General features: G+C 59.4%; 20 protein-coding genes. 18 read left to right on the forward strand and 2 right to left on the reverse strand.

Features of this window, described 5'->3' with window-relative positions:
- Positions 1-86: 86 nt before the first annotated feature.
- Positions 87-2,789, reverse strand: coding sequence for a [protein-PII] uridylyltransferase (locus PspCFBP13508_RS17740; protein WP_137215264.1), 2,703 nt, complete (start codon positions 2,787-2,789; stop codon positions 87-89).
- Between the two features lie 40 nt (positions 2,790-2,829).
- Entirely contained in the window at positions 2,830-3,612 is a 783-nt protein-coding gene (gene map / locus PspCFBP13508_RS17745) for a type I methionyl aminopeptidase (RefSeq protein WP_137215265.1), read from the reverse strand.
- A gap of 373 nt (positions 3,613-3,985) precedes the next feature.
- On the opposite strand from map, the gene rpsB reads away from it, so the two are divergent.
- From rpsB to tilS, 18 genes are all read left to right on the forward strand, one after another.
- Positions 3,986-4,723 (forward strand): 30S ribosomal protein S2, encoded by a 738-nt coding sequence (gene rpsB, locus PspCFBP13508_RS17750; protein WP_003222119.1) that lies wholly within the window; start codon positions 3,986-3,988, stop codon positions 4,721-4,723.
- A 191-nt stretch (positions 4,724-4,914) separates the two neighbouring features.
- Positions 4,915-5,778, forward strand: coding sequence for a translation elongation factor Ts (gene tsf / locus PspCFBP13508_RS17755; RefSeq protein WP_016771476.1), 864 nt, complete (start codon positions 4,915-4,917; stop codon positions 5,776-5,778).
- Between the two features lie 210 nt (positions 5,779-5,988).
- Positions 5,989-6,729 (forward strand): UMP kinase, encoded by a 741-nt coding sequence (gene pyrH, locus PspCFBP13508_RS17760; RefSeq protein ID WP_137215266.1) that lies wholly within the window; start codon positions 5,989-5,991, stop codon positions 6,727-6,729.
- Complete coding sequence (gene frr, locus PspCFBP13508_RS17765) at positions 6,729-7,286, forward strand: ribosome recycling factor (RefSeq protein WP_007954771.1); 558 nt, start codon at positions 6,729-6,731, stop codon at positions 7,284-7,286. Before pyrH ends, frr begins: the two co-directional genes overlap by 1 nt.
- Before the next feature lie 14 nt (positions 7,287-7,300).
- On the forward strand, positions 7,301-8,056 hold the full coding sequence (gene uppS / locus PspCFBP13508_RS17770) for a polyprenyl diphosphate synthase (RefSeq protein ID WP_016771475.1): 756 nt from the start codon (positions 7,301-7,303) through the stop codon (positions 8,054-8,056).
- Entirely contained in the window at positions 8,056-8,862 is an 807-nt protein-coding gene (locus PspCFBP13508_RS17775) for a phosphatidate cytidylyltransferase (RefSeq protein ID WP_137215267.1), read from the forward strand. Before uppS ends, PspCFBP13508_RS17775 begins: the two co-directional genes overlap by 1 nt.
- On the forward strand, positions 8,859-10,049 hold the full coding sequence (ispC, locus tag PspCFBP13508_RS17780; protein WP_137215268.1) for a 1-deoxy-D-xylulose-5-phosphate reductoisomerase: 1,191 nt from the start codon (positions 8,859-8,861) through the stop codon (positions 10,047-10,049). Before PspCFBP13508_RS17775 ends, ispC begins: the two co-directional genes overlap by 4 nt.
- Positions 10,050-10,103: 54 nt before the next feature.
- Entirely contained in the window at positions 10,104-11,456 is a 1,353-nt protein-coding gene (rseP, locus tag PspCFBP13508_RS17785; protein ID WP_137215269.1) for a sigma E protease regulator RseP, read from the forward strand.
- A 74-nt stretch (positions 11,457-11,530) separates the two neighbouring features.
- Positions 11,531-13,906: an outer membrane protein assembly factor BamA gene (gene bamA / locus PspCFBP13508_RS17790; protein ID WP_130912756.1), complete on the forward strand. Its 2,376-nt coding sequence runs from the start codon at positions 11,531-11,533 to the stop codon at positions 13,904-13,906.
- A 45-nt stretch (positions 13,907-13,951) separates the two neighbouring features.
- Complete coding sequence (locus PspCFBP13508_RS17795) at positions 13,952-14,455, forward strand: OmpH family outer membrane protein (RefSeq protein WP_003222140.1); 504 nt, start codon at positions 13,952-13,954, stop codon at positions 14,453-14,455.
- Positions 14,456-14,458: 3 nt separating this feature from the next.
- Positions 14,459-15,514 (forward strand): UDP-3-O-(3-hydroxymyristoyl)glucosamine N-acyltransferase, encoded by a 1,056-nt coding sequence (lpxD, locus tag PspCFBP13508_RS17800; protein ID WP_137215270.1) that lies wholly within the window; start codon positions 14,459-14,461, stop codon positions 15,512-15,514.
- A 106-nt stretch (positions 15,515-15,620) separates the two neighbouring features.
- Complete coding sequence (fabZ, locus tag PspCFBP13508_RS17805) at positions 15,621-16,061, forward strand: 3-hydroxyacyl-ACP dehydratase FabZ (RefSeq protein WP_016771469.1); 441 nt, start codon at positions 15,621-15,623, stop codon at positions 16,059-16,061.
- The gene (gene lpxA, locus PspCFBP13508_RS17810) at positions 16,058-16,834 is read left to right on the forward strand and encodes an acyl-ACP--UDP-N-acetylglucosamine O-acyltransferase (RefSeq protein ID WP_137215271.1); all 777 of its coding nucleotides are present in this window, start codon (positions 16,058-16,060) and stop codon (positions 16,832-16,834) included. Before fabZ ends, lpxA begins: the two co-directional genes overlap by 4 nt.
- Positions 16,834-17,967 (forward strand): lipid-A-disaccharide synthase, encoded by a 1,134-nt coding sequence (lpxB, locus tag PspCFBP13508_RS17815; protein ID WP_178083764.1) that lies wholly within the window; start codon positions 16,834-16,836, stop codon positions 17,965-17,967. Before lpxA ends, lpxB begins: the two co-directional genes overlap by 1 nt.
- A gap of 11 nt (positions 17,968-17,978) precedes the next feature.
- Entirely contained in the window at positions 17,979-18,605 is a 627-nt protein-coding gene (gene rnhB, locus PspCFBP13508_RS17820; protein WP_130912760.1) for a ribonuclease HII, read from the forward strand.
- 76 nt (positions 18,606-18,681) lie between these two features.
- The gene (dnaE, locus tag PspCFBP13508_RS17825; protein WP_137215272.1) at positions 18,682-22,203 is read left to right on the forward strand and encodes a DNA polymerase III subunit alpha; all 3,522 of its coding nucleotides are present in this window, start codon (positions 18,682-18,684) and stop codon (positions 22,201-22,203) included.
- A 139-nt stretch (positions 22,204-22,342) separates the two neighbouring features.
- A complete protein-coding gene (locus tag PspCFBP13508_RS17830) occupies positions 22,343-23,290 on the forward strand; it encodes an acetyl-CoA carboxylase carboxyltransferase subunit alpha (protein ID WP_137215273.1) in 948 nt (315 codons plus the stop codon).
- Between the two features lie 121 nt (positions 23,291-23,411).
- Entirely contained in the window at positions 23,412-24,740 is a 1,329-nt protein-coding gene (gene tilS, locus PspCFBP13508_RS17835) for a tRNA lysidine(34) synthetase TilS (protein WP_137215274.1), read from the forward strand.
- Positions 24,741-24,832 lie beyond the last annotated feature (92 nt).

Consider the following 24,832-nt stretch of genomic DNA (forward strand, 5'->3'; position numbering starts at 1 on the left):
CCGAACGGGGATAAATCCCCTTGCCACAGGGGATTGTATGTACCGGAGGAAAGCATGGGCTGCATTCACAGGGATAAACGGGTGATTCAGACACTGATCCGCGAAAGTTTGATATCCGGTTCCTGATTGACGCTCAGCTGTTCGACGATCGCATCCTGCAAACGGCTGCACAGCAGCGGATCGGACAGCGGCTGGTTGTGCGCGTCGGTGATGAAGAACACGTCTTCCACGCGCTCGCCCAGGGTCGCAATCTTGGCGTTCTGCAGCGACAGGTCGAACTCGAGGAAAATCCCCCCGACCCGCGCCAGCAGGCCCGGCCGGTCAGGCGCCGTCAGTTCCAGCACGGTCACCGGACGCTGGGCGTCGTTGTGAATCGTTACTTGCGGGGCGAAAGCGAAGTGTTTGAGCTGACGCGGCACCCGGCGCTGGATGATCGTCGGGTAGTCGTCCGGGTTGCGCAGTGCCTCGGTCAGGCCTTCGCGGATCTGCTTGATCCGCGCCGGGTTGTCGCCGATCGACTCGCCTTCGTTGTCGAGCACGATGTAGGTATCGAGAGTGAACTGGCTGCTCGAAGTGATGACCCGGGCGTCGTGAATGTTCAGGTTGAGCTGGTCCATCGCCGCCACGGTCACGGCGAAGAAATCATGCTGGTCCGGTGCATAAATGAAGATCTGCGTGCCGCCTTCGAACTCGCGCTGGGTGGTTTCCTTGATCAGCACCAGCGGCCCGCCATCGACTGGTTGCTGCAGGATCGCGTCGCTGTGCCAGGCTACATCGCCGGCGGTGTGGCGCAGGAAATAGTCATCGCCCAATTGCGCCCACAGTTGCTCGACATCGTCCGGGTCGGTGCCGCCGCGCACCAGAATGTCCAGCGCCGCACTCTGAGTCTGGCGAATCTGTTCTTCGCGATCCACCGGGTTTTCCAGACCGCGGCGCAGGGCGCGCTTGGTCTCGGTATAGAGCTGGCGCAGCAGGCTGGCGCGCCATGAGTTCCACAATGTCGGGTTGGTCGCGTTGATATCGGCCACGGTCAGCACATAGAGGTAGTCGAGGCGCGTTTCATCGCCGACCGCCTGAGCAAAATCGTGGATCACCTGCGGGTCGGACAGATCCTTGCGCTGCGCAGTGGTGGACATTACCAGATGGTTCTGCACCAGCCAGACGATCAGGCGGCTGTCCCACACCGGCAACTGATGGCGCTGGCAAAACGCTTCGGCATCGACCGCGCCGATCTCCGAGTGATCGCCGTGCCGGCCCTTGCCGATGTCGTGATACAGACCGGCCATGTAGATCAGCTCAGGCTTGGGCAGCTTCGCCATGAGCTTGGCGGCCAGCGGAAATTTTTCCGAGACCTGGGTGTACTGCAGTTTGCGCAGGTGCTTGATCAGATTCAGCGTGTGCGCATCGACCGTATAAATGTGGAACAGGTCATGCTGCATCTGCCCGACGATAAAGCCGAACTCCGGCAGATAACGCCCGAGAATGCCGTAGCGGTTCATTCGCCGCAGATTGCGATGAATGCCGATCTTGCACTTGAACAGCTCGATGAACAGGCTGGTGTTGCGGATATCGTTACGGAAGTTGTCATCGATCAGGTGCCGATGTTCGCGCAGCAAACGAATGGTGTCGGCGCGCACACCTTTGATTTCCGGCTGCTGGGCCATCAGCACGAAAATCTCCAGCATGGCGAACGGCGTGCGGCGGAACACGTTGTCGTTGCGCGCTTCGATGTAACCGTCATGCAACTGGAAGCGCGAATTGATCGGTTGCGGCGGCGCTTCGTCTTCCGGGGCGAGGATGACTTCCTCGAAGTGCTGGATGATCAGATCGCTCAACTGGGCAATGCTCATCACCGTGCGGAAGTACTGCTGCATGAAGTTTTCGACCGCCTGTTTGGCGTCGTCTCCTTCAAAGCCGAGCAGGCCGGCAATGGTGCGCTGATGATCGAACAGCAAGCGGTCTTCGGAACGGCCGGCGAGCATGTGCAGGGCGTAGCGCACTTTCCACAGGAATTCCTGGGAGGAGGCGAGCAGGGCGTTTTCGCTCTCGACCAGAAAGCCTTCGCCAGCGAGGGCGCGCAGGTTCAGGGTGCCGTACTGACGGCGGGCCACCCACAAAATGGTCTGAATATCGCGCAGGCCGCCGGGCGAACCTTTGACGTTCGGTTCGAGGTTGTATTCGGTGTCGTTGTATTTGTGGTGACGGGCCTTCTGCTCGGCACGCTTGGCGAGGAAGAACTCCTTGGCCGGCCACATGTGCGCGGTGCTGGTGACGTCGAGCATGCGCTGGCGCAGACGCTCGGGGCCGCAGATGGTGCGGCTTTCCATCAGGTTGGTGACCACAGTCAGGTCGGCGCGGGCCTCTTCTGCGCATTCGTCGACCGAGCGCACGCTCTGGCCGACTTCCAGACCGATGTCCCACAGCAACGTTAGAAAACGCTCGATGGAGTCGCGGAAAACTTCGTGGTCGGCACTGTCGAGCAGGATCAGCAGATCAATGTCGGAATAGGGGTGCAGCTCGCCACGACCGTAGCCGCCTACCGCCACCAGAGCGATGTCGGCGTCTTCGCTCCAGTTGAACTGCTCCCAGGCCTTTTGCAGGATGTTGTCGACAAACCAGGCGCGGTCCTCGATCAGGCGGCGGATGTCGCGGCCATTGCGAAAACGCGTGTCGAGGACCTCGCGGGCCTGGCGGATCGCCTTCTTGAACGCCGCGATAGGACTCGCTTTGAGGGCCAGTTCAGCCTGGAACTGGCCGCGGTCGAAGAGTTCGGGATCCACCTGCGGCATCGATTGGCTTTCCTTTTATAGGCTGGGAGCGTTTTGTGAATCAGGCCGAGACGCGCGGGATGGTGTCATCGCTGCGCAAGGTGAAGATCTCGTAACCGGTGTCGGTGACCAGCAGGGTGTGTTCCCACTGGGCCGAGAGCTTGCGGTCCTTGGTGATCGCGGTCCAGCCGTCGCCGAGAACCTTGGTGTCGGCCTTGCCCTGGTTGATCATCGGCTCGATGGTGAAGGTCATGCCAGCCTTCAGCTCCATGCCGGTACCAGCGCGACCGTAGTGCAGGATCTGCGGTTCTTCGTGGAAGACCTTGCCGATGCCGTGGCCGCAGAACTCGCGGACCACGGAGAAACCATTCTTTTCTGCATGCTTCTGGATCACTTCACCGATGTCGCCAAGGCGGCAGCCGGGTTTGACGATCTCGATCGCCTTGTACATGCATTCCTGGGTGACCTGCGACAGGCGCTCGGCCCAGACCGGTACTTGGCCGACGTGGAACATGCGGCTGGTATCGCCGTGGTAGCCGTCCTTGATCACCGTGACGTCGATGTTCAGGGTGTCGCCGTTTTTCAGCGGTTTGTCGTTCGGGATGCCGTGACAGACCACATGGTTGATCGAAGTGCAGATCGACTTCGGGTAGCCCTTGTAGTTGAGCGGGGCAGGGATGGCTTCCTGCACATTGACGATGTAGTCGTGGCAGATCTGGTTGAGCTGATCAGTGGTCACGCCCGGTTTGACATGTTCGGCAATCATTTCCAACACATCGGCGGCCAGTTTGCCGGCAACACGCATGCCAGCGATGTCCTCGGGGGTTTTGAGGTTGACGGTCATACAGGCTCTCTCTGCGCTCGGCGGCGCTTACGGATACGAATTGGGTGGCAAGCGTACATTTTGCGACCCTGAAAAACGCGATTCTACCAGACGGGAGGCGCAAATCCGCGCCTGCATGTCCAGCTTCTATCTATACAATGGTGCGCATCGAGCCGATTCCAAGGGGGCTGCGCCCATGTCACTGGTGCGAATACAGATTCCGGGTTCCGTTTCTGCGCACCCTGTGGTATAAAATGCGCCGCTTTCCGGGGATGCCCCGAAAAGCTTAAATCCACACACGTGTCGACACGATGACCTGGGTGCCTTGGGCTTTATGCCTCTGGTTGGTCATTGGGATACGTGGAGGCCAAACCCGACTTATCAAGGAACTATCATGTCCCAAGTCAACATGCGCGATATGCTGAAGGCCGGTGTGCACTTCGGTCACCAAACCCGTTACTGGAATCCGAAAATGGGCAAGTACATTTTCGGCGCGCGTAACAAGATTCACATCATCAACCTTGAAAAAACCCTGCCAATGTTCAACGAAGCTCTGACTTTCGTAGAGCGTCTGGCCCAGGGCAAAAACAAGATTCTGTTCGTCGGCACCAAGCGTTCCGCTGGCAAGATCGTTGCTGAAGAAGCAGCACGTTGCGGTTCGCCGTACGTCGATCACCGCTGGTTGGGCGGCATGCTGACCAACTTCAAGACCATTCGTGCTTCCATCAAGCGTCTGCGTGACCTTGAAGTTCAAGCCGAAGACGGTACTTTCGCCAAGCTGACCAAGAAAGAAGCGCTGATGCGCTCCCGTGATCTTGAGAAGCTGGATCGTTCGCTGGGCGGCATCAAGGACATGGGCGGTCTGCCAGACGCACTGTTCGTGATCGACGTTGACCACGAGCGCATCGCGATCACCGAAGCCAACAAGCTGGGCATCCCGGTCATCGGCGTTGTCGATACCAACAGCAGCCCGGAAGGCGTTGACTACATCATCCCAGGCAACGATGACGCCATCCGCGCTATCCAGCTGTACATGGGTTCGATGGCTGACGCAGTTATCCGTGGTCGCAACAATGTTGCTGGCGGTACTGTTGAATTCGCAGCTGAAGAAACTCAGGCTGCAGCTGAGTAATCGACGCCCCTGGCGTTGACTCAGTAAGCAAAAAGGGGGCTTGGCCCCCTTTTTGCCACCTCGAAAACCATTTGTCGGCGCCCACGTCTGTATTTGTCATGTGCGGCAGCCAACATGGGTGGTTCGGGAAGAATTGAACGCCCGTTCGATCGGGTGGAATGGTTGAAAACCTATCCAAGAGGAATTTGAAAATGGCAGCAATTACTGCAGCGTTGGTCAAAGAACTGCGCGAGCGTACCGGCGAAGGCATGATGGATTGCAAGAAAGCCCTGGAAAAGGCTGACGGCGACATCGAAAAAGCCATTGATGACATGCGTGCTTCGGGCGCCATCAAGGCTGCGAAAAAAGCCGGCAACGTTGCCGCTGAAGGCGCAATCGCCATCAAATCGAATGACAAGGCAGCCGTACTGCTGGAAGTCAACTCGCAGACCGACTTCCTGGCTCTGCAAGACGACTTCAAGAACTTCGTTGCTGCCAGCGTAGAAAAAGCTTTCGACGAAAAACTGACCGACGCAGCTCCGCTGATCGCCGCTCAGGAATCGGCTCGTGAAGCCCTGGTTGCCAAAGTCGGCGAGAACGTCAACATCCGTCGTCTGGTACGCGTAGAGGGTGACGTTGTCGGCACCTACCTGCACGGTAACAAGATCGGTGTTGCTGTTGTCCTGAAAGGCGGTGACGTCGAGCTGGCCAAAGACATCGCTATGCACGTTGCTGCAAGCAACCCTGAGTTCCTGCTGCCTTCGCAAGTCTCCGACGAAGCGATCGAGCGTGAGAAAGCTGTGTTCCTGCAGCTGAACGAAGAAAAGATCAAAGGCAAGCCAGAAAACATTGTTGAGAACATGGTCAAGGGCCGTATCAGCAAGTTCCTGGCAGAAGCGAGCCTGGTCGAGCAGGCGTTCGTCAAGAACCCTGAAGTCAAGGTTGGCGAACTGGCCAAGAAAGCCGGCGCTGAAATCGTTTCCTTCACTTACTTCAAAGTAGGCGAAGGCATCGAGAAGCCGGTCGACAACTTCGCTGAAGAAGTTGCTGCCCAGCTGGCTGCCGCCAAGCAATAAGACGGTTTTTCAACTGTCGCCCGAAAGAGGCTGCCCGCTCACGCGCGCAGCCTCTTTTCAGATGGGGTTACCAATTTTTTATTTGGTTTCCAACCGGAACTGACTTACAAAGCCATGTTCCGATGGCGCTGCAGCAGCGCCAAGCTAGAGTGAACGCCAGCTGTAAACAGCTCGCAAAGAATTTTAAATACGCCGCAGGAGAGATTCGCAATGGCTCAGCAGGGCAGTGGTTATCAGGCTCGCTATAAACGCATTCTACTCAAGCTTAGCGGCGAGGCCCTGATGGGCTCGGAAGAGTTCGGGATCGATCCTAAAGTATTGGATCGCATGGCGCTGGAAGTCGGCCAACTGGTCGGCATCGGCGTCCAGGTCGGTCTGGTGATCGGCGGTGGCAACCTGTTCCGTGGCGAAGCACTGAGCAAAGCCGGTATGGATCGGGTCACAGGCGACCACATGGGCATGCTGGCCACTGTGATGAACGCCTTGGCCATGCGCGATGCGCTGGAACGTGCCAATATCTCGGCCATCGTCATGTCGGCCATTTCCATGGTTGGTGTGACCGATCACTACGATCGCCGCAAAGCCATGCGCCACCTGAACTCCAAGGACGTCGTGATCTTCGCGGCCGGTACCGGCAATCCGTTCTTCACCACGGATTCGGCAGCCTGCCTGCGTGCAATCGAAATCGACGCTGACGTTGTGCTCAAGGCCACCAAGGTTGATGGCGTCTACACCGCAGACCCGTTCAAGGACCCGCATGCCGAGAAGTTCGATCATCTGACTTATGATGAAGTACTGGATCGCAAGCTGGGCGTAATGGATCTGACTGCTATCTGCCTGTGCCGCGATCACAAGATGCCGCTGCGCGTTTTCAACATGAACAAGCCCGGCGCCCTGCTGAACATTGTGCACGGCGGCGCTGAAGGGACTTTGATCGAGGAAGGCCAATAATGATCAACGAAATCAAGAAAGACGCCCAAGCGCGTATGCAGAAATCCCTGGAATCGCTGAACCACGCGTTCGGCCAGATTCGTACCGGCAAGGCTCACCCGAGCATCCTCGGCAGCGTCATGGTGCCTTACTACGGTACCGACACTCCGCTGAGCGGCGTTGCCAACGTCACCGTAAAGGACTCTCGCACCCTGCAGGTCGTGGCGTTCGAGCGCAACATGCTCGCGGCTGTCGACAAGGCAATCCAGAGCGCCGGTCTGAACCTCAATCCGACCAACCTCGGCGAGTTGCTGTTGATCCCGATGCCGGCCCTCACCGAGGAAACCCGCAAGGGCTTCACCAAGCAGGCCCGCAGCGCAGCTGAAGACGCGCGCGTTGCTGTGCGCAACATTCGTCGTGATGCCTTGGGTGAGCTGAAAAAACTGGTCAAGGACAAGGAGATCAGCGAAGACGAAGAGCGTCGCGCCATCGCTGATATCGACAAGCTGACCAAAGAATCCGAGGCCCAGATCACCAAGGCCACGGACGAGAAAGAAAAAGACCTGATGGCCGTATAAGGGTCGAGTTTTAAATGGACAAGACCAAGCAGACTGCGCCGTCCGCGGTGCCGCGCCATGTCGCGATCATCATGGATGGCAATAATCGCTGGGCGAAAAAACGCTTTATGCCGGGTGTCGCCGGGCATAAAGCGGGCGTGGATGCTGTGCGGGCGGTGATCGAGGTGTGCGCTGAGGCCAAGGTCGAAGTCCTGACCCTGTTCGCCTTCTCCAGTGAAAACTGGCAGCGCCCGGCCGATGAAGTCAGCGCCTTGATGGATCTGTTCTTCAAGGCGCTTCGTCGTGAGGCCAAGCGCCTCAACGACAATAACATCAGCCTGCGTATCATTGGTGATCGCTCGCGTTTCCACCCTGAGCTTCAGGCGGCGATGCGCGAGGCCGAGGCCATGACCGTCGGAGCCAACCGCTTTGTCCTGCAGATCGCCGCCAATTACGGTGGCCAGTGGGATATTGCCCAGGCCGCACAGCGCCTGGCGCGTGAAGTTCAGGCTGGGCATTTGCGCCCGGAGGACATCACCCCGGATTTGCTGCAGACCTGTCTGGCCACCGGCGATCTGCCGTTGCCCGACCTGTGCATCCGCACCGGTGGCGAACATCGCATCAGCAACTTCCTGTTATGGCAACTGGCCTACGCCGAGTTGTACTTCTCCGACCTGTTCTGGCCGGACTTCAAACACGACGCCATGCGCACCGCGCTGGCCGATTTCGCTTCGCGCCAGCGTCGCTTCGGTAAAACGAGCGAACAGGTCGAAGCTGGAGCCCGGGTTTAATGCTTAAACAACGAATAATCACTGCACTGATCCTGCTGCCGATTGCCTTGTGCGGGTTTTTCCTGCTCAAGGGTGCCGGCTTCGCACTGTTCATCGGCCTGGTAGTCAGCCTCGGTGCCTGGGAATGGGCGCGTCTGGCCGGCTTCACCGCGCAATCGTTCCGCGTCGGCTTCGCCGCCGTGGTCGCCTTGATGCTGTTCGTCATGTATGTGTTGCCCGGGCTGGCGCCTTGGGTGCTCGGTGCATCGGTGATCTGGTGGGCGATTGCGACTTATCTGGTGCTGACGTATCCACGCTCCAGCGCGCATTGGTCCACCGCGGCGACCAAGCTGCTGATTGGTCTGCTGATCCTGCTGCCTGCATGGCAGGGGTTGGTGCAGATCAAGCAATATCCGCTGGGTAACTGGTTGATCATGGCGGTGATGGTGCTGGTCTGGGGGGCGGACATCGGTGCTTACTTCTCCGGACGCAAGTTCGGCAAGCGCAAACTTGCGCCGCAGGTAAGCCCGGGCAAGAGCTGGGAAGGCGTCTACGGTGGTCTGGCGCTGAGTCTGGTGATTACCGCAATTGTCGGGCTGGTGCGCGACTGGACCGTGGCCGAGCTGCTCAAAGGCCTGATCGGTGCTGTAGTGATCGTCTTCATTTCCGTGGTCGGTGACCTCACCGAGAGCATGTTCAAGCGTCAGTCCGGCATCAAGGACAGCAGTAATCTGCTGCCCGGGCATGGCGGCGTGCTGGATCGCATCGACAGCCTGACCGCGGCCATTCCGGTGTTCGCCGTATTGCTCTGGATGGCCGCACCGTGAGTCGTCCCCAGCAGATTACGGTGTTGGGTGCGACCGGTTCGATCGGTCTGAGCACTCTGGATGTGATTGCCCGTCATCCTGAGCGTTATCAGGTTTTTGCATTGAGTGGCTTCTCGCGTCTCAGCGAGCTGCTCGCGCTGTGCGTGCGTCATGTACCGCGATTTGCCGTGGTGCCTGAAGGTGCCGCAGCGCGCGGGTTGCAGGACGACTTGCGTGCAGCCGGTTTGCCGACTCGCGTCCTGGTGGGCGAGGAGGGCCTGTGTCAGGTTGCCTCCGCGCCTGAAGTCGATGCGGTCATGGCGGCCATTGTCGGTGCGGCCGGGCTGCGTCCGACACTGGCGGCGGTCGAGGCGGGCAAGAAAATTCTCCTGGCCAACAAGGAGGCGCTGGTGATGTCCGGCGCTCTGTTCATGCAGGCCGTGCGCAAAAGCGGCTCGGTACTGCTGCCGATCGACAGCGAACACAACGCGATTTTTCAGTGCATGCCCGCAGATTTCGCGCGCGGCTTGAGCTCGGTGGGCGTGCGGCGGATATTGCTGACGGCCTCTGGCGGTCCTTTCCGGCAGACGCCGATGGCCGAGCTGGCGCATGTTTCGCCTGAACAGGCCTGTGCGCATCCGAACTGGTCCATGGGACGCAAGATCTCGGTGGATTCGGCGAGCATGATGAACAAGGGTCTGGAACTGATCGAAGCCTGCTGGCTGTTCGACGCCAAGCCGGCTCAGGTCGAAGTGGTGATCCATCCGCAGAGCGTGATCCATTCTCTGGTCGACTATGTGGATGGCTCGGTGCTGGCGCAATTGGGTAACCCGGACATGCGTACGCCGATCGCCAATGCCCTGGCCTGGCCGGAGCGTATCGATTCCGGCGTACCGCCACTGGATCTGTTTGCCATTGCGCGACTGGATTTCGAAGCGCCCGATGAAAGCCGTTTCCCTTGTCTGCGTCTGGCTCGTCAGGCGGCCGAAGCCGGCGACAGCGCGCCGGCGATGCTCAACGCGGCCAATGAAGTGGCCGTAGCGGCGTTTCTCGACGGACGGGTTCGCTACCTGGAAATCGCGAGTATCATCGAGGAAGTCTTGAATCTGGAACCGGTGGTGGCGCTGAACGATCTGGATGCCGTGTTTACGGCGGACGCCAAAGCGCGATTGCTGGCCGAGCAATGGTTAAGTCGGCACGGCCGATAGTTTGTGCAACACAACGGCGACACGCGACACTGAACAGGATTGCGGAGAAAGTAGATGAGCGCGCTCTATATGATTGCCGGCACCCTGATCGCCCTGGGTGTGCTGGTCACCTTCCACGAATTCGGCCACTTCTGGGTCGCGCGTCGCTGTGGCGTCAAGGTTCTGCGTTTTTCCGTGGGCTTTGGCATGCCGTTGCTGCGCTGGCATGACAAGCAAGGCACTGAATTCGTGGTTGCCGCGATTCCCTTGGGCGGCTACGTCAAGATGCTCGACGAGCGCGAAGGCGAAGTGCCGGTCGATCAACTCGATCAGTCGTTCAATCGCAAATCGGTACGTCAGCGTATCGCCATTGTTGCCGCTGGCCCGATTGCCAACTTCCTGCTGGCGCTGGTGTTCTTCTGGGTGCTGGCGATGCTCGGCAGCGAGCAGGTGCGGCCGGTCATCGGCGCGGTCGAGTCTGGCAGCATCGCCGCCAGGGCTGGTCTGAATGCCGGTCAGGAGATTGTTTCGATCGATGGCGAGCCCACGTCGGGTTGGGCAGCAGTCAATCTGCAACTGGTCCGTCGTCTCGGTGAAAGCGGTGCCATTCAATTGCTGGTGCGAGAGCAGGGTTCGACTGCTGAGTCGCCGCGCACGCTGGCACTGGATAACTGGCTAAAAGGCGCCGACGAGCCGGATCCGATCCGCTCGCTGGGGATTCGTCCGTGGCGCCCGGCCCTGCCGCCGGTGCTTGCCGAGCTCGATCCGAAAGGCCCCGCGCAAGCGGCAGGCCTGAAAACCGGTGATCGTTTGCTGGCCCTTGATGGCAAGCCACTCGATGACTGGCAGCAGGTGGTCGATACCGTTCGTACGCGTCCTGATACCAAAATCATGCTGCGCATCGAGCGCGACAATGCTCAAATCGACGTCCCTGTGACCCTCGCAGCGCGCGGTGAAAGCAAAGCACCGAGCGGTTATCTGGGCGCTGGCGTCAAAGCCATCGACTGGCCGCCGGAAATGATCCGCGAGGTCAGTTATGGTCCGCTGGCCGCGATTGGCGAGGGCGCCCGTCGCACTTGGACCATGAGCATCCTGACGCTGGATTCACTGAAGAAAATGCTGTTCGGCGAGCTCTCGGTAAAAAACTTGAGTGGACCGATAACCATTGCTAAAGTGGCGGGCGCTTCTGCCCAGTCGGGCGTCGCTGATTTCCTGAATTTCCTTGCTTATCTGAGTATTAGCCTGGGCGTTCTGAATTTGCTGCCCATTCCTGTACTGGATGGGGGGCATTTGTTGTTTTATCTGATCGAGTGGGTGCGTGGTCGCCCCTTGTCGGATCGGGTGCAAGGTTGGGGGATACAGATCGGTATCAGTTTGGTGGTCGGGGTGATGTTGCTTGCTCTGGTCAACGATCTGGGTCGACTGTAACGCTTCGCTGAATTGCGAATCTGCCGCATTTTGCGGCAGTTTGTTTATTGCCAGTTGGAATAAGAAAGGACTTCATGAAACGTCTGCTGCTAACTGCGGTTCTCACCGTATTGATGATCGCCGAAGTTCACGCCGAGTCCTTCACTATCTCTGATATTCGCGTTAATGGCCTCCAGCGGGTCTCCGCGGGTAGCGTCTTTGGTGCCTTGCCGTTGAACGTCGGCGAGCAGGCGGATGATCGTCGCCTGGTGGAATCCACTCGTGCGTTGTTCAAAACCGGTTTCTTTCAAGATATCCAGCTGGGCCGCGAAGGCAACGTTCTGGTCATCACCGTGGTCGAGCGTCCATCGGTCGCCAGTATCGAAATCGAAGGCAACAAGGCGATTTCCACTGAAGACCTGATGAAGGGCCTCAAGCAATCCGGTCTGGCCGAAGGCGAAATCTTCCAGCGCGCCACCCTTGAGGGTGTGCGTAACGAACTGCAACGTCAGTACGTGGCCCAGGGTCGCTACTCGGCCACCGTCGATACCGAGGTGGTTTCGCAGCCGCGTAACCGCGTGGGTCTGAAGGTGAAGATCAACGAAGGCACCGTTGCCGCCATCCAGCACATCAACGTGGTAGGCAATACGGTTTTCCCTGAGGAAGACCTGACTGACCTGTTCGAACTGAAAACCACCAACTGGCTGTCGTTCTTCAAGAACGATGACAAATATGCCCGCGAAAAACTCTCCGGTGACCTGGAGCGTCTGCGTTCCTACTATCTGGACCGCGGCTATATCAACATGGACATCGCTTCGACCCAGGTATCGATTACCCCGGACAAGAAGCACGTCTACATTACTGTCAACGTCACCGAAGGCGAGAAGTACACCGTCCGTGACGTCAAGCTCAGCGGTGACCTGAAAGTCCCTGAAGACCAGGTCAAGTCGCTGTTGCTGGTGCAGAAAGGCCAGGTGTTCTCGCGCAAGCTGATGACCACTACCTCCGAACTGATCACCCGCCGCCTGGGTAACGAGGGCTATACCTTCGCCAACGTCAACGGCGTGCCTCAGCCGCATGACGACGACCACACTGTGGACATCCTGTTCGCTGTCGATCCAGGCAAGCGTGCCTACGTCAACCGCATCAACTTCCGTGGCAACACCAAGTCCGAGGACGAAGTGCTGCGTCGTGAAATGCGTCAGATGGAAGGCGGCTGGGCTTCGACCTACCTGATCGACCAGTCCAAGACCCGTCTGGAGCGTCTGGGCTTCTTCAAGGAAGTCAACGTTGAGACTCCGGCTGTGCCGGGTGTCGACGACCAGGTTGATGTGAACTATGCGGTTGAAGAGCAGGCTTCCGGTTCGATCACTGCCAGCGTTGGTTTCGCTCAGAGTGCCGGCCTGATCCTCGGTGGCTCGATCACCCAGAACAACTTCCTCGGTACCGGTAACCGCGTCAGCATCGGTCTGACCCGCAGCGAATACCAGAGCCGCTACAACTTCGGCTACGTTGACCCCTACTGGACCGCCGATGGCGTGAGCCTGGGTTACAACGCGTTCTATCGCACCACTGACTACGATGAGCTCGATGCCGATATCTCGAGCTACGCCGTCGACAGCCTGGGCGCTGGCGTCAACGTTGGCTACCCGATTAGCGAAACATCGCGTCTGACCTTCGGTCTGTCTGCCCAGCAGGACAAGATCAACACCGGTCGCTATACCGTTGACGAGATTTTCGATTTCGTCGACAAGGAAGGCGACAACTACCTGAACTTCAAGGCCTCGGCCGGTTGGTCCGAGTCGACCCTGAACAAAGGCGTGTTGCCGACCCGTGGTCGTTCCCAGAGTCTGACCCTGGAAACCACCATTCCTGGCAGCGACCTGTCGTTCTTCAAGCTCGACTACCGTGGTCAGCTGTTTCAGCCAATCACTGAAAACTACACCCTGCGCCTGCACTCCGAACTCGGTTATGGCGATGGTTACGGTTCGACCGATGGTTTGCCGTTCTATGAAAACTACTATGCCGGTGGTTTCAACTCGGTTCGTGGCTTCAAGGACAGCACCCTCGGCCCGCGCAGTACGCCGAGCCGTGGCACCAACCCGGGCACGTCGCTTGATCCGGACCAGGATCCACTGCCGTTCGGTGGTAACGTCCTGATCCAGGGCGGTGTGGAAGTTCTGTTCCCGCTGCCATTCGTCAAGGATCAGCGTTCCCTGCGGACTTCGGTTTTCTGGGATGTCGGTAACGTGTTTGACTCGCAGTGCAAGGACACTACGAACGCCAATGGCTCGTCGTCCAACACCAAGTGCAACGACATCAGCCTGAGCAACATGGCCAGTTCCGTCGGTGTCGGCGTGACCTGGGTCACCGCACTGGGGCCGTTGAGCTTCGCGCTGGCGATGCCGATCAAGAAACCGGATGACGCTGAAACTCAAGTGTTCCAATTCTCCCTCGGCCAGACGTTCTAAGCGTCTGACCCAAGATAACGACAATGGATTTTGTAGGAGTGCATCGTGCGTAAGTTGACTCAATTGGTTCTCCTGGCCTCCGTACTGGTGGCAGGCCCGGCGTTCGCCGACATGAAAATTGCCGTGCTGAACTATCAGATGGCACTGCTGGAATCCGACGCGGCGAAGAAGTACGCCGTGGATGCCGAGAAGAAGTTCGGTCCGCAACTGACCAAGCTGAAAACCCTGGAAAGCAGCGCCAAAGGCATTCAGGACCGTCTGATGGCCGGTGGCGACAAAATGCAGCAGGGCGAGCGTGAGCGTCTGGAGCTGGAATTCAAGCAAAAGGCTCGTGACTTCCAGTTCCAGTCCAAGGAACTGAATGAAGCCAAAGCCGTTGCCGACCGTGAAATGCTCAAGCAGCTGAAGCCGAAACTGGACAGTGCCGTGGAAGAAGTCATCAAGAAAGGTGGTTTCGACCTGGTGTTCGAGCGTGGCGCAGTCATCGATGTCAAACCTCAGTACGACATCACGCGCCAGGTTATCGAGCGCATGAATCAGCTGAAGTAACCCATGACCGTGACTATCAGGCTCGACCAGTTGGCCGAGCACCTCGGCGCCACTCTGCGTGGCGACCCCGAGACGCAAATTACTGGGCTAGCCACTTTGCAAGAGGCTGGCCCAGCTCAGTTGAGCTTTCTGGCAAATCCCCAATACCGTAAATACCTGGCCGGTTCCCAGGCAGCTGCACTGCTGCTCAAGGAAGCCGATGCCGAGGGTTTTGCCGGTAACGCCCTGGTGGTGCCGGATCCTTACCTGGCCTACGCGCGCATCTCGCACCTGTTCGATCCAAAACCAAAAGCTGCTGCGGGGATTCATCCGACAGCGGTGATTGCGGCGGATGCAGTGGTTGATCCAAGCGCCAGCATCGGCCCGTTCGTGGTGATTGAAGCCGGTGCGCGTATCGCTGCGCAGGTGACGCTGGGCGCGCACTGCGTGGTCGGAGCTCGCAGCGAAATCGGTGAAGGCGGCTGGCTGGCTCCGCGCGTCACGCTGTATCACGACGTGCGCATCGGCAAACGTGTGGTGATCCAGTCCGGCGCGGTGATCGGCGGCGAGGGCTTCGGCTTCGCCAACGAAAAGGGCGTCTGGCAGAAAATCGCCCAGATCGGTGGCGTGACCATCGGCGACGATGTCGAGATCGGCGTGAACACCGCCATCGACCGCGGCGCTCTGGCCGATACCGTGATCGGCAACGGCGTGAAGCTCGACAACCAGATCCAGATCGCACACAACGTCCAGGTCGGTGATCACACCGCCATGGCCGCGTGCGTCGGCATTTCCGGCAGCACCAAAATCGGCAAGCACTGCATGCTCGCCGGCGGTGTCGGTCTGGTCGGCCACATTGATATTTGCGACAACGTTTTCCTGACCGGGATGACCATGGTGACCCACTCGATTACCGAGCCGGGTGCCTATTCTTCCGGCACAGCCATGCAACCGGCGGCCGAATGGCGCAAAAGCGCGGCCCGCATCCGTCAGCTCGATGACATCGCGCGACGGTTGAAACAGCTGGAAAAGCGCGTAGGGGAAGTGACCCCTGACGGCAATGCTTCATCTGATGGCTGATACCATTTCCATATCAAGTGTGCACAGCCTCTAGACTGCCTCCTTGATTTGCTAGAGGAGTGCGCGTCAGTCGCGCTCCCAATCTTTACATAGGCTTTCCCCTGAAATGATGGACATCAACGAGATTCGCGAATACCTGCCTCACCGTTACCCGTTCCTGCTGGTGGACCGGGTGGTGGAACTGGACACTGAAGGCAAGCGAATTCGCGCCTACAAGAATGTCAGCATCAATGAACCGTTCTTCAATGGTCACTTTCCCGCGCATCCAATCATGCCGGGCGTGCTGATCATCGAAGCGATGGCTCAGGCTGCCGGGATCCTCGGTTTCAAGATGCTCGACGTCAAACCGGCCGACGGCACCCTGTATTACTTCGTTGGCTCCGACAAGCTGCGCTTCCGCCAGCCAGTCAAGCCGGGCGATCAGTTGATCCTTGAAGCGACCTTCATCAGTTGCAAGCGCAAGATCTGGAAGTTCGAATGCCAGGCTTCGGTGGATGGCAAGCCGGTCTGCTCGGCAGAAATCATCTGCGCGGAACAGAAAGTATGAGTTTGATTGACCCTCGCGCAATCATCGATCCGTCCGCCGTACTGGCTGACGGCGTCGAGGTCGGCCCGTGGTCGATCATCGGCGCAGGTGTGGAAATCGGCGAGGGTACCGTGATCGGGCCGCATGTGATCCTCAAGGGGCCGACCCGCATTGGTAAATACAATCGCATCTACCAGTTTTCCTCGGTAGGCGAAGACACCCCGGATCTGAAGTACAAAGGCGAGGAAACCCGCCTGGTGATCGGCGACCACAACGTCATCCGCGAAGGCGTGACCATTCACCGTGGCACCGTGCAGGATCGTTCGGAAACCACGCTGGGTGATCACAACCTGATCATGGCCTATGCCCACATCGGCCATGACAGCGTCATCGGCAACCACTGCATTCTGGTCAACAACACAGCGTTGGCCGGGCATGTACACGTTGACGACTGGGCGATCCTCTCCGGTTTCACCCTGGTGCATCAGTACTGCCATATCGGCGCGCACAGCTTTTCGGGCATGGGCACGGCGATCGGCAAGGACGTTCCGGCGTTCGTCACCGTTTTCGGCAACCCGGCCGAAGCGCGCAGCATGAACTTCGAAGGCATGCGCCGTCGCGGTTTCAGCGAAGACGCGATCCACGCCTTGCGTCGTGCCTACAAAACGGTCTACCGCCAGGGCCTGACGGTCGAGCAGGCGCTGGCCGAGCTGGCGGAACCGTCTGCGCAGTTCCCTGAAGTCGCCGTGTTCCGCGATTCGATCCAGGCATCGACTCGCGGCATCACCCGCTGATCATGGCCAGTCTGCGTATTGCGCTGGTGGCGGGAGAGGCTTCCGGTGACATTCTCGGCGCCGGCCTCATGCGCGCCCTCAAGGCTCAGCACCCGGCAGTGGAATTCATCGGTGTCGGTGGTCCGCTGATGCAGGCCGAAGGCCTGACCTCGTACTTCCCCATGGAGCGCTTGTCGGTCATGGGGCTGGTGGAAGTCCTCGGCCGGCTGCGTGAGTTGCTCAAGCGCCGCAAAGAGCTGATTGCCACACTGATTGCCGCAAAGCCAGACGTGTTCATCGGCATCGATGCGCCGGATTTCAACCTCAATATCGAACTCAAGCTGCGTCAGGCCGGGATCAAGACCGTGCATTACGTCAGCCCGTCGGTGTGGGCATGGCGGCAGAAACGGGTGCTGAAGATCCGCGAAGGCTGCGATCTGATGCTCACCCTGTTGCCGTTCGAAGCGAAATTCTACGAAGAGAAAGGCGTGCCGGTGCGTTTCGTCGGTCACACCTTGGCCGATACCATTCCGCTGCAAGCCGATCGCGGCGCTGCGCGCGCCGAGCTGGGTTTGCCCGACGGTCCGCTGGTGGCGTTGATGCCGGGAAGCCGTGGCGGTGAAGTCAGTCGCCTCGGCGCGCTGTTCCTCGACACTGCCGAACGTCTGCGCGCCATGCGTCCGGGCGTGCGCTTTGTCATTCCTTGTGCAAGCCCGGAACGTCGGGTGCAACTTGAGGCCTTGCTCGCTGGCCGAGATTTGCCGGTGGCATTGCTCGACGGTAAATCCCATCTGGCCCTGGCCGCGTGCAACGCGGTGTTGATCGCCTCTGGCACTGCTACCCTTGAAGCGCTGCTGTACAAGCGGCCGATGGTGGTGGCGTATCGGTTGGCGCCGCTGACGTTCTGGATTCTCAAACGCATGGTCAAGAGCCCGTACGTGTCGCTGCCCAACTTGCTCGCTCAGCGCTTGCTGGTGCCGGAATTGTTGCAGGATGATGCGACTGTCGAGGCGTTGGCGCAGACGCTGTCGCCATTGATCGATGGTGGCGAGGAACAGACCCGCGGCTTCGACGAGATCCACCGCACGCTGCGGCGCGATGCTTCCAATCAGGCGGCGCAAGCCGTCCTTGACCTGATCGGCAAACCACAATGAGCAAGACAAGCATGCAAATGGGCCTGGATTTCACTCTGGTCGCCGAAGTCGAAGAACTGGTCGCCGGTGTTGATGAAGTCGGTCGTGGTCCGTTGTGCGGTGCGGTGGTGACGGCGGCAGTGATTCTCGATCCGAACCGGCCGATCCTCGGCCTCGACGATTCGAAGAAACTTACTGAAGCCAAGCGCGAAAAGCTCTACGACGAGATCTGCGAAAAGGCCCTGAGCTGGTGCATCGCCCGCGCCGAAGTCGAAGAAATCGACGATCTGAATATCCTCCACGCGACCATGCTGGCGATGCAGCGCGCGGTTGCCGGTCTGCACATTCAGCCGAAACTGGCGATGATCGACGGTAACCGCTGCCCGCATCTGCCGATGCGTTCCGAGGCGGTGATTCAGGGCGACGGCAAGGTGCCGGCGATAGCGGCGGCGTCGATTCTGGCCAAGGTCAGTCGTGATCGCGAAATGGCGGCGTTCGAATTGATCTACCCGGGCTACGGCATTGGCGGCCATAAAGGCTATCCGACGCCCGTTCATCTGGAAGCACTGGCGCGGCTCGGCCCGACGCCGATTCACCGCCGCTCGTTCGCCCCGGTGCGCCTGGCTTACGAGGCGCGGGAAAGCCTGACGCAGGTTTAGGCGCAAGGCTGATGTTTTATTCGAGGCCCGGTACAATCCGGGCCTCGTTGTCTCTATGTAACTGGACAGGATCACTATGCCGGCTTCATTCGTTCATCTACGCCTGCACACTGAATACTCCCTGGTCGACGGGCTGGTGCGGATCAAGCCGCTGGTCAAGGCGCTGACCGCCATGAACATGCCGGCAGTCGCGGTCACTGACCAGAACAACATGTGTTCCCTGGTCAAGTTCTATAAAAACGCCATGGGCGCCGGCATCAAGCCGATCTGCGGCGCCGACCTGTGGCTGGCGAACAAGGACCCGGATGCACCGCTGAGCCGCCTCAGCCTGCTGGTGATGAACGCTCAGGGTTATCGCAATCTCACCGAACTGATCTCGCGCGGCTTCATCGAAGGCCAGCGCAACGGCATGGTCATCGTCGAGCGCGAGTGGGTGGCTGAGGCCAGCGAAGGCCTGATCATGCTGTCCGCCGCCAAAGAAGGCGAGATCGGCATGGCCATGATCGGCGGCAACCCGGCGGAGGCCGAGGCCTTGGCGCGCGAGTGGATGACGGTCTTCCCGGATCGCTTCTATCTGGAAATCCAGCGCACCAACCGTCCCAACGACGAAGAACAACTGCATGGCGCCGTGGCGCTGGCCGACAAGCTCGGTGCGCCGCTGGTGGCGACCAACGACGTGCGCTTCATCAAGCAGGAAGACTTCGCCGCCCACGAAACCCGTGTGTGCATCGGTGAAGGCCGCGCCCTCGATGACCCGCGCCGTTCGAAGAATTACAGCGATCAGCAATACCTGAAAAGCGCCGAGGAAATGCTCGAGCTGTTCAGCGATATCCCCGACGCCATCGAAAACACCGTCGAGATCGCCAAGCGCTGCAACATCGAAGTGAAGCTGGGCACGCACTTTCTGCCCAACTTCCCGATTCCCGATGGCATGACCATCGACGAATATTTCCGCAAGGTTTCCTTCGAAGGGCTCGAAGAGCGCCTGGCGGTGCTGCTGCCCAAGGACACCACCGAAGACTACGAAGCCAAGCGCCAGGTCTACGTCGACCGCTTGAATTTTGAGCTGGATATCATCATCCAGATGGGCTTCCCCGGTTACTTCCTGATCGTGATGGACTTCATCCAGTGGGCCAAGAACAACGGTGTACCGGTAGGTCCGGGCCGTGGGTCGGGTGCCGGTTCGCTGGTGGCGTATGTCCAGAAGATCACCGACCTCGACCCGCTGGAATATGACCTGCTGTTCGAACGTTTCCTCAACCCGGAACGGGTCTCCATGCCCGACTTCGACGTCGACTTCTGCATGGACGGTCGCGACCGCGTGATCGACTACGTGGCCGAGAAATACGGCCGCAACGCGGTAAGCCAGATCATCACCTTCGGTTCCATGGCCGCCAAGGCTGTGGTCCGTGACGTGGCGCGGGTGCAGGGCAAATCCTACGGCCTGGCGGATCGCCTGTCGAAGATGATTCCGTTCGAAGTCGGCATGACCCTGGAAAAAGCCTACGAGCAGGAAGAGATCCTGCGCGACTTCATCAAGGTCGATGAAGAAGCGGCGGAAATCTGGGAGATGGCGCGCAAGCTCGAAGGTGTGGTGCGCAACGTCGGCAAGCACGCCGGTGGTGTGGTGATCGCGCCGACCAAACTCACCGACTTCTCGCCGATCTATTGCGACGAGGCCGGCGACGGTCTGGTAACCCAGTTCGACAAGGATGACGTTGAAGCGGCCGGTCTGGTGAAGTTCGACTTCCTCGGCCTGCGTACGCTGACGATCATCGACTGGGCGCTGAAAACCATCAACCGCGACCGCGCCAAGGTCAACGAGCCGCCGCTCGATATCGCTTTTATCCCGCTGGACGACAAACCGACCTACCAGTTGCTGCAAAAAGCCGAAACCACGGCGGTGTTCCAGCTTGAATCGCGAGGCATGAAAGAGCTGATCAAAAAGCTCAAGCCCGACTGCCTGGAAGACTTGATCGCACTCGTTGCATTGTTCCGTCCGGGGCCGCTTCAATCGGGCATGGTGGACGACTTCATCAATCGTAAGCACGGTCGCGCCGAACTGGCCTATCCGCACTCGGACTACCAGTACGACGGTCTGAAGCCGGTACTGGCGCCGACTTACGGCATCATCCTGTATCAGGAACAGGTGATGCAGATTGCTCAGGTCATGGCCGGTTACACCCTTGGCGGTGCGGACATGCTGCGTCGGGCGATGGGTAAGAAAAAGCCCGAAGAAATGGCCAAGCAGCGCGGCGGTTTCATCGAGGGTTGCGCGACCAACGGCATCGACGCGGATCTTGCCGGTAACATTTTCGACCTGGTAGAAAAATTCGCTGGTTACGGCTTCAACAAATCCCACTCCGCCGCCTACGGCCTGGTGTCCTACCAGACCGCGTGGCTGAAAGCTCACTACCCGGCGCCGTTCATGGCTGCGGTACTCTCGGCGGATATGCACAACACCGACAAGGTCGTGACCTTGATCGAAGAAGTGCGGACGATGAAGCTGCGCCTCGACGCGCCTGACGTGAACACTTCGGAGTTCAAGTTCACGGTGAACGACGATGGCCGCATCGTTTACGGCCTCGGCGCGATCAAGGGCGTCGGTGAAGGTCCGGTGGAAGCGATCACCGAGGCGCGACAGGCCGGTCCGTTCAAGGATCTGTTCGATTTCTGCGCGCGGGTCGACCTCAAGCGCATCAACAAGCGCACCCTCGACGGTCTGATCCGCAGCGGTGCGCTGGATCGTCTCGGCCCGTATTTCCACGACGAACAGAAAGCCTATCAAGCCAATATCGACCGCAACCGTGCGGTGCTGCTGGCGGCGATGGAAGAAGCGATCAAGGCTGCCGAGCAGACTGCGCGGACTCACGACTCTGGCCACGCCGACCTGTTCGGCGGCTTGTTCGTCGAAGAGGATGCCGATGTTTATGCGTCCCATCGCAAGGCCAAGGAGCTGACCCTCAAGGAACGCCTCAAGGGGGAGAAAGACACCCTGGGCCTGTACCTGACCGGTCACCCGATCGACGAATACGAAGGCGAGATCCGCCGTTTCGCCCGTCAGCGCATCATCGACCTGAAACCGGCACGTGACACGCAAACCGTAGCGGGGATGATCATTGCCCTGCGGGTGATGAAGAACAAGAAGGGCGACAAGATGGGCTTCATCACCCTTGATGACCGCTCCGGGCGGATCGAGGCGTCGCTGTTTGCCGATGCGTTCCATTCGGCGCAATCACTGTTGCAGACCGACGCGATGGTGGTGGTCGAGGGCGAGGTCAGCAACGACGACTTCTCCGGTGGCCTGCGCCTGCGGGTCAAGCGGGTGATGAGCATGGAGGATGCGCGTACCAATCTGGCCGAAAGCCTGCGCCTGAAACTGCACACCCAGGATCTGAAAGGCGATCAGCTACGCTGGTTGGGCGAACTGCTCAAGCGTCATCGCGGCGCGTGCCCGATCACCATGGAGTACACCAGTCCGGATGCGAAGACCTTGCTGCAGTTCGGCGAGACCTGGCGGATCGACCCGGCGGATACCTTGATTCAAGCCCTGCGTGACCAGTTCGGGCGAGACAACGTCTTCCTCCAATACCGTTGACCGGCAAGTGCCACCATTGCGCTTGCCCGCAACCTGAATTTTTAATCTCGACCTCAGCGCGCCTCTCCCTTAAGGTAGGGCGCGAATAGACAACCGGCCGGCCCAAGCTCACTTGGGACACGACCCAAGACGGACGCCTATGAACCCGAATTTTCTAGATTTCGAACAGCCGATCGCCGACCTGCAAGCCAAGATCGAAGAGTTGCGCTTGGTCGGTAATGACAATTCGCTGAATATCGGCGATGAGATCTCCCGCCTGCAGGACAAGAGCAGGACGCTGACCGAAGACATCTTCGGCAAGCTGACCAGTTGGCAGATCGCACGTCTGGCGCGTCACCCGAAACGCCCTTACACCCTCGATTACATCGAGCACATCTTCACTGAGTTCGACGAACTGCACGGCGACCGTCACTTCTCCGACGACGCTGCCATTGTTGGCGGTATCGCCCGTCTGGAAGACCAGCCGGTGATGATCATCGGTCACCAGAAAGGCCGTGAAGTGCGCGAGAAAGTCCGTCGCAACTTCGGCATGCCGCGTCCTGAAGGCTACCGCAAGGCCTGCCGTCTGATGGAGATGGCCGAGCGCTTCAAGATGCCGATCCTGACCTTCATCGATACCCCGGGCGCCTACCCAGGCATCGACGCCGAAGAGCGCAACCAGAGCGAAGCGATTGCCTGGAACCTGCGTGTGATGGCGCGGTTGAAGACCCCGATCATTGCCACCGTAATTGGTGAGGGTGGTTCCGGCGGCGCACTGGCCATCGGCGTCTGCGACCAACTGAACATGCTGCAGTATTCGACCTACGCGGTGATCTCGCCGGAAGGTTGCGCATCGATCCTGTGGAAAACCGCCGAGAAAGCACCGGATGCCGCTGAGGCGATGGGCATCACCGCTGAGCGTCTGAAAGGCCTGGGCATTGTTGACAAAGTGATCGGCGAGCCACTGGGCGGCGCCCACCGTGACCCGGCTGCTGCCGCTGCGTCGATCCGCGCCGAGCTGAGCTCGCAACTGGCGATGCTCAAGCAGTTCGATAACGAAGCGCTGCTCAAGCGCCGTTACGATCGCCTGATGAGCTACGGTCTCTAAGTCGAGCGCTATCCCCTGTAGGAGCTGCCGAAGGCTGCGATCTTTTGATCTTGCTTGTCAGAATCAAAAGATCGCAGCCTTCGGCAGCTTCTATAGGGATTTCTGAGAAGCGACCCTCTCTATGAATTCCTCTAAGAGTGATTTGCCGTCGCGGCTTCTGCTGAACCTTGAGCCCTGGCGCCACGCCGCTCATTGGCGCATCGCCTTCTCCGGTGGCCTCGACTCCACCGTCCTCCTGCATCTGCTCGCCACTCTGGCGAACGCCGAATCCCTCCCTGCGCTAAGCGCCATCCACATCCACCACGGCCTTCAGGCTACGGCCGATGCGTGGCCGCAACATTGCCAGTCCGTTTGCGATGCGCTGGGCGTGCCGTTGCAAGTGAAGCGGGTGACCGTAAAGGGCGGGGCGAGCCTGGAGCGGGCGGCGCGGGATGCGCGTTATGCTGCGTTCAGTTCGCTGACACAGACCAATGACGTGCTGATGACTGGCCAGCACCGCGACGATCAAGCCGAAACGCTGCTGTTTCGGCTGTTGCGCGGAGCTGGAGTGCGTGGGCTTGGCGGGATGCCGCAGCAGCGTCCAGTGGGGCAGGGCGCTCTGGTTCGACCGTTGCTCGACGTCAGTCGCGCCGAACTGGAAAGTTATGCACAGGCACATCAGTTGCACTGGATCGAAGACCCGTCCAATCAGGATCGGCAGTTTTCCCGTAACTACCTGCGCCATCAAGTCATGCCGGTGCTGACCGAGCGCTGGCCGCAAGCGCAGGCCAGCATGGCACGCACGGCTGTGCATCTGCGTGAAGCCCAGGGCTTGCTCGATGAGCTGGCGCAGATCGATCTCGCACAAGCCCAAACGGTCCATGAATTCGCTTGGCTGGGTGTTCCATCACTTGAGCTGGCGCCGTTGGCTGCATTGTCTGACGCACGCCAGCGAAACGCCCTCGGTCACTGGCTTGAGCCACTGACTCGCCTGCCAGATGCTGACCATTGGTCGGGTTGGATCGACCTGCGCGATGCCAGCTCCGACGCTTCACCGATCTGGCGTCTCGCCGACGGAGAGCTGCACCGCAGCGCCGGTCGCGCCTGGTGGCTCAGCGGCCATTGGCTGCGCACGCCGGTGATCGGCGCCGACTGGCAGACCCCGGCTGCAACGCTACGCTTGGCCGATAACGGGCGCGTCATGTTTCACGGCCAAACTCCGTCCGCGCCTTTGCGCATCGCCTATCGGCAGGGCGGTGAAGTAATGCATCTGGCGGATCGCGGCCACCGTGATCTCAAGCGTCTGCTCAATGAGCGCGCATTACCAAGCTTCGTGCGTGGCAGATTGCCGCTGCTGTTTCGTGGTGAAGAATTACTCGCGGTGGCGAACCTGCCGGGTCTTGATGGTCAGATGGACGAAGGCTGGACGTTGCATTGGCAGCCAACAGACGAAGATCAAGGTTTGAGCTGAAAGGAGCATTCCGGTAGACTACGCTCCCTTCTTGATACAACTTCTGTGGATTCGCCTGAATTGCAGGAGTTGCCGATTACCAAGCAGTCTTT

The organism is Pseudomonas sp. CFBP13508 (assembly GCF_005233515.1).
Classification (GTDB): domain Bacteria; phylum Pseudomonadota; class Gammaproteobacteria; order Pseudomonadales; family Pseudomonadaceae; genus Aquipseudomonas; species Aquipseudomonas mercuritolerans.